Origin of the sequence: Streptomyces sp. CB02058, assembly GCF_001905505.1 — a bacterium.
In the GTDB taxonomy this organism is placed as follows: Bacteria; Actinomycetota; Actinomycetes; order Streptomycetales; family Streptomycetaceae; genus Streptomyces.
This window is the reverse complement of the sequence record NZ_LIPG01000012.1, coordinates 18,276-30,367: the sequence shown is the minus strand read 5'-3', so window position 1 is coordinate 30,367 and position 12,092 is coordinate 18,276. Positions and strand designations below refer to the sequence as shown.

Annotated in this window: 5 protein-coding genes; all 5 read left to right on the top strand. The window is 72.2% G+C overall.

Annotation, left to right across the window (positions count from 1 at the left end):
* Positions 1 to 23 precede the first annotated feature (23 nt).
* The 5 genes from AMK10_RS36465 to AMK10_RS36445 all read left to right on the top strand — a co-directional run bounded on the left by AMK10_RS36465 (position 24) and on the right by AMK10_RS36445 (position 12,091).
* A complete protein-coding gene (locus tag AMK10_RS36465) occupies positions 24 to 7,820 on the top strand; it encodes a non-ribosomal peptide synthetase (protein WP_073754040.1) in 7,797 nt (2,598 codons plus the stop codon).
* A gap of 158 nt (positions 7,821 to 7,978) precedes the next feature.
* Positions 7,979 to 8,197: an MbtH family protein gene (locus tag AMK10_RS36460; protein WP_073754038.1), complete on the top strand. Its 219-nt coding sequence runs from the start codon at positions 7,979 to 7,981 to the stop codon at positions 8,195 to 8,197.
* A gap of 59 nt (positions 8,198 to 8,256) precedes the next feature.
* Complete coding sequence (locus tag AMK10_RS36455) at positions 8,257 to 9,012, top strand: thioesterase II family protein (RefSeq protein WP_073754036.1); 756 nt, start codon at positions 8,257 to 8,259, stop codon at positions 9,010 to 9,012.
* A complete protein-coding gene (locus AMK10_RS36450; RefSeq protein WP_073754034.1) occupies positions 9,009 to 10,832 on the top strand; it encodes a non-ribosomal peptide synthetase in 1,824 nt (607 codons plus the stop codon). The genes AMK10_RS36455 and AMK10_RS36450 overlap by 4 nt, the downstream gene beginning before the upstream one ends.
* Positions 10,829 to 12,091 (top strand): cytochrome P450, encoded by a 1,263-nt coding sequence (locus AMK10_RS36445; RefSeq protein WP_073754032.1) that lies wholly within the window; start codon positions 10,829 to 10,831, stop codon positions 12,089 to 12,091. The genes AMK10_RS36450 and AMK10_RS36445 overlap by 4 nt, the downstream gene beginning before the upstream one ends.
* Position 12,092 lies beyond the last annotated feature (1 nt).

Genomic DNA, 12,092 nt, shown 5'->3' with positions numbered 1-12,092 from the left:
ATCACCCGCTGTTCCAGGTCTCTTTGGCCCTCCAGAACACCCCGCAGGGCACGTTCGAACTTCCGGGCCTCGAACTCACCCCGGAACCGACATCGACGGGCAGCTCACGCTTCGACCTCTTTCTGAGCCTGTGGGAACGGCGGGCCGCCGACGGTTCCCCGGGCGGCCTCGACGGCGTCGTGGAGTTCGCCACGGATCTGTTCGACCGCAGCACGGTCGAGACCCTCGTCGCCCGCTGGGAGCGGCTGCTGGAGGCGTTCGTCGCGGCTCCAGACGGCCCGATCGGCTCTGCCGACGTGCTGTTCCCGGACGAGCGGAGGGCGCTGCTGGGCGGTGTCGCCGACGGTGGTGCGCCGGCGTCCTGGGTGCCGCTCGGTGTGTCCGTGGAGCGGCAGGTGGCCCGGGAGCCGGGTGCCCTCGCTGTGGTGTGCGGGGACGAGGAGCTGACCTATGAGGAGCTGAACGCGCGGGCGAACCGTCTGGCCCGGGTGCTGCTGGAGCGTGGCGCGGGCCCGGAGACGGTGGTCGCTCTCGCCCTGCCCCGCTCCGCCGACCTTGTCGTGGGATTCCTCGCCACGTTGAAGGCGGGCGCCGTCTACCTGCCGATCGACGTCCACCTGCCGGCCGAGCGCATAGCCTTCATGCTGGCCGACAGCGCCCCCGCCGCCGTGGTGACGGTGGCGCCCTGGGCGCACGTACTGCCCGACACCACCGAGCCTCTGCTCCTGGACGATCCGAAGCCGGCCGGGGACCTGGCCGGGCGGTCCGCCGCCGACATCACCGACGCCGAGCGCGGCGCGTCCCTGACGCCCGACCACGGCCTGTTCGTCCTCTACACCTCGGGCACCACCGGCACCCCCAAGGGCGTGGTCATGCGCGCCGGTGTGTACGCGAGCATGCTGGTCTGGCACGAGTCCATCGTCGGCGGCGGGGTGGGCCGCCGAGTGGCCCAGTTCACCGCGCTCACCTTCGACGTGTCGGTCCAGGAGATGCTCTCCAGCCTGGTCGCCGGCAAGGAACTGTGGCTGCCCTCCGAGGAGGTGCGCCGCAGCGGTGAGCTGCTCGCCCGCTGGCTGGACGAGAACGCCATCGCGGAGCTGCACGCCCCCACGCTCGTCATCGACGCGGTCTGCGAGGCGGCCGACGAGCACGACCTGCCGATGCCCGCGCTCCGGCTGATGTCCCAGGCGGGTGAGGCGCTGAAGCTCAGCCGGCACATCCGGCGGTTCTTCACCACGCACCCGCACGTCGAGCTGCACAACGTCTACGGCCCCACCGAGACGTACGCCATCACCGCCGAGGTACTCACCCGGGATGTGGCCGAGTGGCCCCCCGCGGCCTCCATCGGTGTGCCCATCCCCGGTCAGCGCGTCCACGTCCTGGACGAGGGGTTGCGGCCCGTGCCGCCGGGCGTGCCCGGTGAGTTGTACGTGGCCGCCCGGGGCGCCGCCCGTGGTTATGTGAACCGTCCCGGCCTGACGGCGGAGCGGTTCGTGGCCGACCCGTACGGTCCGGCGGGTTCGCGGATGTACCGCACCGGTGACCTGGTGCGCTGGCGCGCCGACGGCAAGCTCGACTACCTCGGACGTACCGATCACCAGGTCAAGGTCCGCGGGTACCGGATCGAGCCGGCCGAGATCGAGAACACCCTCACAGCCTGCCCGGGCGTCGGCCAGGCCGTCGTGCTCACCGACAACGGCAACGGCCCGACACGTCTGCTCGCCTACGTCCAGACGGCGGAAGGCGCCGACCTGTCCTCCGGCGCGCTGCGCGAGTACGTGGCCGCCCGCCTGCCCGACTACATGGTGCCGTCCGCGATCATGGTCCTGGACGAGTTGCCACTGACGACGAATCGCAAGGTGGACCGGCGGGCGTTGCCCAGGCCCCGGTTCGAGGGTGCGGACCGTCGTCGGGCGCGCAGCCCGCGCGAGGAGATCCTGTGCGAGTTGTTCGCCGAGGTGCTCGGTGTGTCCTCGGTCGGTGTGGAGGACAACTTCTTCGATCTGGGCGGGCACTCCCTGCTGGCGACGCGGCTGATCAGCCGGGTGCGCAGGGTGCTGGGCGCGGAGCTGCCGATCCGTACGCTCTTCGAGCGGCCGACGGTGGCGGGGCTCGTGGGAGCACTGGACGGCGGGGGCGAGGTGCGTCCGCCGCTGCGGGCCGTACGGCGGCCCGAGGTCGTACCGCTGTCGTACGCGCAGCGCCGGCTGTGGTTCCTGCACCGTCTGGAAGGCGCCACGCCCACCTACAACATGCCCGCCCAGCTGCGGCTCTCCGGCCCGCTGGAGGAACAGGCGTTCCGGGCGGCGCTGGGTGACGTGGTCACTCGTCACGAGAGTCTGCGCACCGTCTTCCCTGAGATCGACGGGGTACCGCGCCAGCTGATCCTCGATCCCGCCGAGGCGGAGGTCGACGTGACGGTCACCGACGCCTCCACCGGCGGCCTCGGAGCCGCCATGGCCCGCTCGGCCCGCCGCGGCTTCGAACTGCAGCGTGAACTGCCCCTGCGCGTCGACGTGTTCGTGCGTGGTCCCGAGGACTACCTGGTCCTCGTCGTGCTGCACCACATCGCGGGCGACGGCTGGTCGCTGGGGCCGCTCACCCGGGACCTGGAGCGGGCGTACGACGCACGGCGCCACGGCGAGGCACCGGTGTGGGAGCCGTTGCCGGTGCAGTACGCGGACTACACGCTGTGGCAGCGGGAGCTGCTGGGCGCGCCGGACGACCCGGACAGTCTCCTCAACGCGCAGCTCGCCTTCTGGAAGGACGCGCTGGCCGGGCTGCCCGAGCAGCTGAACCTGCCCGCCGACCGGCCGCGCCCCGCGGTGAACACCTACCGGGGCGACGCCCTCGGCCTGCGCTTCGGCCAGGCCGTGCACGGGGGTGTGGTGGGGCTGGCGCGTGAGTGTGGTGTCAGTGTGTTCATGGTGTTGCAGGCGTCGTTGGCGGCGTTGTTCACGCGTCTGGGTGCGGGGACGGATATCGCGTTGGGTACGCCGGTGGCGGGGCGTACGGATGAGGCGTTGGATGAGCTGGTCGGGTTCTTCGTGAACACGCTGGTGCTGCGGACGGACACGTCTGGTGATCCTTCGTTCCGTGAGTTGCTGGGTCGGGTGCGGGAGGTGGATCTGGCGGCGTACGGGCATCAGGATCTGCCGTTCGAGCAGTTGGTGGAGGCGCTGAATCCGCAGCGGTCGTTGTCCCATCACCCGCTGTTCCAGGTCATGCTCGCCCTGCAGAACGCCCCCGGCGGGCAGACGGAGCTCCCCGGAGCCGGCGAGCGGCAGGAGCACGCCGACGAGCACGGCGAGCGCGTCGGAACCTCCCGCTTCGACCTGTTCTTCAACGTCACCGAGACCTACGGTCCCCAGGGCGAGGCCAACGGCCTCGACCTTGTCGCCGAGTTCAGCACCGACCTGTTCGACCGCGTCACCGTCGAGCTGATCGGCCGGCGCTGGGAACTCCTCCTCCAGGCGCTGATCAGCGCCCCCGACGGCCCGATCGGCTCTGCCGACGTGCTGTTCCCGGACGAGCGGAGGGCGCTGCTGGGCGGTGTCGCCGACGGTGGTGCGCCGGCGTCCTGGGTGCCGCTCGGTGTGTCCGTGGAGCGGCAGGTGGCCCGGGAGCCGGGTGCCCTCGCTGTGGTGTGCGGGGACGAGGAGCTGACCTATGAGGAGCTGAACGCGCGGGCGAACCGTCTGGCCCGGGTGCTGCTGGAGCGTGGCGCGGGCCCGGAGACGGTGGTCGCTCTCGCCCTGCCCCGCTCCGCCGACCTTGTCGTCGCCCTGCTGGCCACCGCCAAGACGTACGCCGCGTTCCAGCCCCTGGGCTCCGACTGGCCGCAGGAGTGGGCCGAGGCCGTCCTCGCCGGCACGTCGCCCGTCCTCGCCGTCACCGTGTCCGGAGCGTCGGCAGCCCTCCCGCCGACGACCCCGAAGCTGACCCTGGACGACCCGGTCCTGCTCGCCGACCTGCGTGAACGGCCCGCCCACGACCTCACGGACGCCGAACGCCCCGCCGCGGGCACCGCAGCACAGGCCGCGTACGTCGTCCACGCACCGGGGCCCCGGCAACCTCTGCTGCCCGTCGTCGTTCCCGGCACCCGCCTCACTCAGCCGGAGGCGACCCCGGCCACCGGCGACATACGGCCGTACCGGTCCGTCCTCACCACCGAGACGGGCGTACGGGACCTGCTGGCCGCGCTCACCTCCGGGGGAACGCTCGACCTCACCACGGCCGAGGATCACGATCCGGCGGCGTCCGCGGCACGCCAGGACCTCATCCGTGCCGAGGGCGGGACCCGCGCCCTCGTGCTGGACGACCGGCTCGGGCCCGTGCCGCCCCAGGTGCCCGGCGAGCTGTACCTCGCCGGGCCGGAGCTGGCGCGCGGCTACGCCGGCCTGCCCGCCCTGACCGCCGCCCGCTTCGTGGCCGACCCGCACGGTGCGCCGGGGGCCCGGATGTTCCGCACCGGTGAGGTCGCGCGCCGGGACGCCGACGGAACGCTGTACCGCCTTGGCCCGGTGGAGGAGCAGGCCGAGATCCGCGGAGTCCGGGTCGACAGACCGGCCGTCGAGGCCGCCATGGACGCGTGCCCCGGGGTACTGCGGTCCGCGCTCGCCGTCCGCACCTCAGGCTCCGGCACGACGGACACACCGGACCGTGAGGACGCCCTGCTCGTCGGCTACGTCGTCCCCGCCCCCGGCGCGGTGATCGACCCGGTGGACCTGCGCCGGCAACTTCAGGAGCGCCTGCCGGACCCGATGGTCCCCGAGGTGGTGCTCACGCTCGACGCCCTGCCGGTGACCCCCTGGGGCACGCTCGACCGCGCGGCACTGCCGGCGCCGAGCTTCGGGCCCGCCCGGCACCGCATCGCGCGGGCGCCGCAGGAAGAGATCCTGTGCGAGCTGTTCGCGGACATCCTCGGCATCCCCGAGGTCTCCGCGGACGACAGCTTCTTCGACCTCGGCGGCCACTCGCTGATGGGTATCCGCCTCACCTCGCGCATCCGGACCGTGCTCGGCGCCGAGCTGGGTGTGGGACACCTCTTCAAGGCCCCCACGGCCCGGAAGCTGGCCACCCTGATGAACGAGATGCGCGCCGGCACCGTGCGGCCCCCGCTGCTGCCGGCCGAGCGTGAGCACCCGATGCCACTGTCGTTCGCGCAGCGCCGCCTGTGGTTCCTCCAGCACATCGAGCCAGGCCTGACCGCGTACAACATCCCGCTCGTGCTGCGGCTGACCGGCCGCCTCGACGAAGAGGCTCTGCACCGGGCGCTCGACGACGTACTGGCCCGGCACGAGTCCCTGCGCACCGTCTTCCCCGAGCGGGACGGCGCCCCTCACCAGCTCGTGGTGGAGGCCGGCCGGGCGCGGGCCGACTACACCGTGACCGACGTGGACCCGGAAGGACTCGACCCGGCGCTGTCCGCCGCCGCCGAGCGGGGATTCGACCTGGAGCGCGACCTCCCGGTCCGGGCCACGGTCTTCCGGCTGCGCCCCGACGAGCATGTTCTGCTGCTCGTGCTGCACCACATCGCGGGTGACGGCTGGTCCATGGGCCCGCTCACCCGCGATCTGGGACGGGCTTACGCCGCCCGCTGCCGCGGGCAGCGGCCCGGCTGGGAACCGCTGCCCGTCCAGTACGCCGACTACACCCTGTGGCAGCAGCGGCTCCTGGGCGCGGACAACGACGAGGACAGCCTGATCAGCAGCCAGCTGGCCTACTGGTCGCAGGCGCTGGACGGGCTTCCGGAGCAGATCGCGCTGCCGCTGACCAGGCCGCGCCCCGCCGTGAACTCCTACCGCGGCGACGTCACGGCCTTCGCCCTCGACGCCGCGCTGCACCGGGACCTGGCCGACCTCGCCCGGACCAGCGGCACCAGCCTCTTCATGGTGCTCCAGGCCGGACTGGCCACGCTGTTGTCCCGGCTGGGCGCGGGTGACGACATCCCGCTGGGCACCCCGGTCGCGGGCCGGATGGACGAAGCCCTGGACGACCTGGTCGGCTTCTTCATCAACACCCTCGTGCTGCGCACCGACCTGACCGGCGACCCCACCTTCCGGGAACTGCTGGAACGGGTGCGGGAAGCCGACCTGGCGGCCTACGCCCACCAAGACCTGCCCTTCGAGTACCTCGTGGAGCTGCTCAACCCGCAGCGCTCGCTCTCCCACCACCCGCTGTTCCAGGTCTCCCTGGCACTCCAGAACACACCCCAGGGCGCCTTCGAACTCCCCGGTCTCCAGGTGGAGATGGCGAGCGTCGAGGCCAAGAGCGCCAAGTTCGACCTGTCCTTCCAGCTCTACGAGCGCCGGAGGGCGGACGGGGAGAGCGCCGGCATCCAGGGGGCGGTGGAGTACTCCACCGACGTGTTCGACCGGGCCACCGTCGACGCCCTCCTGGCACGCTGGCGAAGCCTGATGGAAGCGCTGGTGGCCGCCCCCGACGAGCCCGTCAGCCGGATCGGACGGCGCAGCGCCGCGGCGGGCCGGCCGGCCACCGCGCCGTCGGCCGGGAGCGTCGAGTTCGCCGAGATCACCGCGGCGGTCACCGCGCACCCCGAGGTCGTCGAGGCCGAGCCGGCCGTGCGCGAGGACGAGCCCGGCCAGCCGCGCCTGGTCGTCTACGCGACCGTCCGCGAAGGACACGGGCTGGACGAAGACGCGCTCATGGCCCATCTGCGGCTGCGCCTGCCCGACGCGCTGCTGCCGTCCTCGGCGGTGCTCTTCGAGCAGCCGCCGGCCGACGACGAGGACGACGAGCCGTACGACACGGCCGACGTGCCCGGCGCCGCCACGGTCCGCCCGCCCGGCTCGCCGCGCGAAGAGCTGTTGTGCGCCGTGTTCGCCGAGGTCCTCGAACGGCCGGTGGTGAGCGTGGACGCCGGATTCTTCGAGCTCGGTGGACACTCCCTGCTCGCGGTACGCCTGGTGCGGCGCGTCCAGGAGACCTTGGGGGCAGAGATCAGCGTGCTCGACCTGTTCGAGGCACCGACCGTGGCCGAACTGGCCGTCAAGCTTGACCGGGGCACGAGCACCGATCCCCTCGGCGTGCTGCTGCCCCTGCGCCCTCGCGGCGACCGGCAGCCGGTCTTCTGTGTGCACCCGGGCTCCGGCGTGAGCTGGTCGTACGCGCGGCTCGCCCAGTACCTGCCGGCGGACCGGCCGCTGTACGCGCTCCAGGCGCGTGGCCTGACCGGCGGCGAACCGCGCCCGTCCGGCATCGAGGAGATGGCCGAGGACTACCTCCGGCAGATCCGGTCCGTGCAGCCCGAGGGCCCCTACCACCTGCTCGGCTGGTCCTTCGGCGGTGTCGTGGCCCACGCGATCGCCACGCGGCTCCAGCAGGAGGGAGAGAAGGTCGGCATGCTGACCATCCTCGACGCCTACCCGCTGAGCGCCCTGGCCCGCGAGGTGACGGTGCCCGACAAGCGGGAGATCGTCTCGGGCTTGCTGGCCTTCCTCGGACACCCGGTCGAGGAGGGCGTCCCGCTCGACTTCGCCGAAGCCGTGGAGATCATGCGCGGCCGGGGCAGCGCCCTCGCGGCTCTGGACGACCGGGCCATCGAGGGGGTCGTGGACACCTTCCAGAACAACATCGTGCTCCAGCGCGCCTACCGGCCGCAGGTGTTCCAGGGGCCGGTCCGGCTGATCACGACCAGCGCGAACACCCACCAGAAGGACTGGCCCGGACAGGACACGTGGCGGCCCTACGTGGACGGCGAACTGCATGTCCACGACGTCGCCACCGAGCACGGCCGACTGCTGGACGCGGAGGCACTGGCCGCGTACGGCCCGGTCGTCGCGGCCGATCTGGACTGACCCACCGGGTCCGGACCGCCCCCACCGATCTCTCCGACCGCCGCGGTGGGCGCGCGCGGCGCCCACCGGCCGGACCGGAAGCCGTACCGAGAAGCCCGCAGGGCGAGACGTCGTACCAGAAACGCACCGACAAGCCGCACCGAGAAAGAGGGAACGACATGACGAACCCGTTCGACGACCCGGACGCCACCTACCTCGTGCTCGTCAACCACGAGGCGCAGTACTCGCTCTGGCCCGCCTTCGCCGAGGTCCCGGCCGGCTGGACCGTCGCCCACGAACAGGACACCCGCCAGGTCTGCCTCGACTTCATCGAGGCCAACTGGACGGACATGCGCCCCAAGAGCCTGGTCGAGGCCATGGAGGGATCCGCGAGCTGACGACGCCGTGGTGACCCGCACACCGGAGACAACGGCACGCGCTACTTCGAGGTAAAGCAATGGAAACCAGGTCCACACCACCACGGTGGCTGCTCCGCCGTCCCAGGGAGGGTGCTGCCGCCCGCCTCTTCTGCCTGCCGTACTCCGGTGTCGGGGCATCCATGTACGCGCGCTGGCCGCGGCGGATCGGCCCGGCCGAGATCTGCCTGATCCAGCTACCTGGCCGGGAGAACCGGGCCAAGGACCCCCACTACGGCACCTACGAGGCGCTCGCCGAGTCGCTGACCGGTGCCTTGGAGCCGTACCTCGACGCGCCCTTCGCCTTCTTCGGCCACTGCAGCTCGGCACTCGCCGCCTTCGAGACCGCGCGGCAGCTCCACCGCAAGGGCATGCCGGTGCCCGACCGGCTCTTCATCTCCTCCCAGGTCGCGCCGCACGACGGGCCCTACGGCCGCTTCCTCGGCATGACCGACGACGAGCTGGCGACCGAACTCGCCGGACTCACCCGGGCGATGGGCGGCGAACCCGACCCCGAGATGATCCGGTTCGGCCTCGGTGTCATGCGTGCGGATGTCGAGGCGAACAAGCGGTACCGGCTCCCCGCCCCGGAGCCGCTGCCCAGCGGCATCACCGTGCTGGGCTGGAAGGACGACGCCGAGGTGGCGCCCGCCCTGATGACGGGCTGGCGCCAGTACGCCGACGACGTGCGCTTCACTACGCTCCAGGGCTCCCACCACAGCTTCCTCACCGCGCCGCTGGCGCTGCGCGCCGAACTCGAACTGGACCTCAAGACCGCCCTGGAGGGCAGGCAGTGACCGCCGACCTCACACCGGCCGCGCGGGCCGACGCATCCAGCGTGCACGCGCTCTTCGCGGCACGGGCCGCGGCCACCCCCACCGCCCCGGCGGTGACCTGGCGCGACCTGACGCTCACCTACGAGGAACTCGACACCCGGGCCAACCGGCTGGCACACCACCTGCGGGAGCGGGGCGTACGGCTCGAGATGCCGGTGGCGGTGTACGTCGAGCGCTCCCTCGACCTCGTGGTCGGCCTGCTCGGCATCCTCAAGGCCGGAGGCAGCTACCTGTCCCTGGACGCCACCATGCCGACGGAGCGGCAGCGCGCCGTCCTCGAAGACGCCGGCGTGACGACGATCCTCACGCAGGAGAGCCTGCTGTCCGCCCTCTCCGACGACCTCGACGTCGTCTGCCTCGACCGGGACCGCGCCGAGGTGGACCGGATGCCCGCCACCGCCCCGGCCGTCGACGTCCACGGCGACACCATCGCCTACCTCGCGTACACCTCCGGCTCCACGGGCACTCCCAAGGGGGTCGTCGTCCCGCACCGCGCGGTCCTGCGGCTCGCCCTCGACCCGGACCACGTGTCCGTGGCGGCCGACGACGTCGTCCTCCAGTTCGCCTCGCCCGCCTTCGACGCGTCGACCTTCGAGATCTGGGTGCCGCTGCTGTGCGGGGCGCGTCTCGCCGTGTATCCGGACTCCGGCGCCTCCCTCACCACCCTGGTGGACACGGTGCACCGCGAGGGGGTCACCGTGCTGTGGCTCACCGCGGGCCTCTTCCACCGGCTCACTGAGCGGCAGATCGCGAAGCTGGCCGGCGTGCGCCGGCTGCTCGCCGGGGGCGACGTCCTCTCCGCCGCCCAGGTCGACCGGGTACAGGCCCTGCTCCCGGACCTGGACGTCGTCAACGGGTACGGACCCACCGAGAACACCACCTTCACCGCCTGTCATCTCGTGACCGGCCCGGCCGGAGCCGGCGGCGTGCCCATCGGCCGTCCCGTCCTGAACACCGGCATCCGGATTCTGGACGACAAACTGCGCCCCGTACCGGACGGTGAACCCGGAGAGCTGTACGCCACCGGCGAGGGCCTGGCCCGTGGCTACGCGCGGCGCCCCGCAGCCACCGCCGAACGCTTCGTCGCGGACTTCCTCGCCGACCGCCCCGGCGCGCGCATGTACCGGACCGGCGACCTGGTGCGCCGCCGTCCCGACGGCACGCTGGAGTTCCTCGGGCGCATCGACCAGCAGGTCAAGATCCGTGGTTTCCGCGTGGAGCCGGGCGAAACCGAGGCCGTGCTCACCGCGCAGCCCGGGGTGCGCGACGCCGTCGTCGTACCGCAGCCGGGCCCCGGTGGCGACCGCAAGCTCGTCGCCTTCTTCGTACCCGAGCGTGGCGCGCGGCCCTCCACGCTGACTCTGCGGCGCCGGCTCGCCGAGATCCTGCCCGTCTACGCCGTACCGGCATCCTTCGTCCAGCTGGACGTGCTGCCCCTGACGGCCAATGGCAAGGTGGACCGGGCCGAGCTGGCCGACCGTGTCAGCGAGGAACGCCCCGAGGTCACGGCCGGGTTCACCCCGCCCGGCACCGCACTGGAGACCGCGCTCGCCACGGTCTGGACGGACCGGCTCGGCCTCACGGAGGTCGGCGTGCACGACGACTTCTTCGAGCTGGGCGGCTACTCGCTGGTGGGCATGCAGATCACCGCCGAGATCGCCGCCGAGTACGGGGTCTCCGTGACCGCGCAGCGCTTCTACGAGAACGCCACGGTCGCGGGTCTCGCCCGGGCCGTCGAGGAACTCCTCGCCGACCGCCGCGGCGGAGAGGAGCAGCTGTGAGAATCACCGTTCCGCCGCAGCGGCCGGACGTCGACCTGGAGAAGATCGACCTCTTCGACCCCGGTCTGTACGCCGACGGCGATCCGCACCCGATCTGGAAGGTGATGCGCGCACAGGCACCGGTCCACCACCAGGTGCTCCCGGACGGCCGTGCCTTCTGGTCGGTCACCCGCTACGCCGACGCCTGCCGGGTGCTCGACGACCACACGGACTTCACCTCCCAGCGCGGCACCCTGCTCTCCGCCCTGGACCTCGGCGACCCGGCCGGCGGCAAGATGATGGCGGCCACCGACCCGCCCCGGCACTCCGCGATGCGGGACCCGCTGGCCCGCGCCCTGGCCCCCAAGGCACTGGCGTCACGCGAGCACCTCCTGCGGGCCGCCGTCCACGCCATGCTCGCCCCGGCGCTGACCGAAGACCGCTGGGATCTCGCCGCGGCCGCGGCCGCGTTCCCCATGGCCTTCACCGGCGCCCTGATGGGCGTCCCGGAACAGGACTGGCCGCGGCTCACCCGGTGCACGACGATGGCTGTCGCCCCGGACGACACCGAGTTCCAGGAGGGCGACAGCGCGACGACGCTGATGAGCGTCCACCACGAGCTGTTCGAATACTTCGCCGGGGAGATCCGGGAACGCGCGGGCGACCCGCCGGACGACCTGATCGGCTTCCTCATGACCATGAGCGCGGACGGCGAACCGCTCGACGTGCAGGAGCTGGTCTACAACTGCTACAGCCTGCTCCTCGGTGCCAATGTCACCACCCCGCACGTCCTGACGGGCCTGTTCCTCGCCCTGATCGAGGACCCGGACAGCTTCCGCCGCATGGCAGAGACACCCTCCCTGATACCCAGCGGGGTCGAGGAGGGGCTGCGCTGGTCGTCACCGGCCAACCACTTCATGCGGTACACCCTGCGGGACGTCACCCTCGCCGGACAGCACATCCCCGCCGGCTCCGCGGTCGCGGTCTGGCTGGGCTCCGCCAACCGCGACGAGTCGGTCTTCGAGGACCCGTACCGCTTCGAGGTGGCCCGCACCGGCAACCGGCACCTGGCGTTCGGTTACGGCAACCACTACTGCGTCGGCGCCTCGCTGGCCCGGATCACGCTGCGCATGCTCGTGAAGGAGATGTTCGCCCTGTTCGAGTCGATCGAGCTCGATGGGCCCGTGGAGCACCTGCGCTCCAACTTCGTGGCCGGAATCAAACACATGCCGGTGCGCACCAGGCTGCGCCCGGGTGCCGCCCGGACGTTGGCGGTGTGAC

Bases quoted from the DNA above. Each gene is read 5' to 3' on its own strand.
- AMK10_RS36455 (WP_073754036.1), top strand. From the start codon at position 8,257: ATGGAAACCAGGTCCACACCACCACGGTGGCTGCTCCGCCGTCCCAGG.
- AMK10_RS36460 (WP_073754038.1), top strand. From the start codon at position 7,979: ATGACGAACCCGTTCGACGACCCGGACGCCACCTACCTCGTGCTCGTC.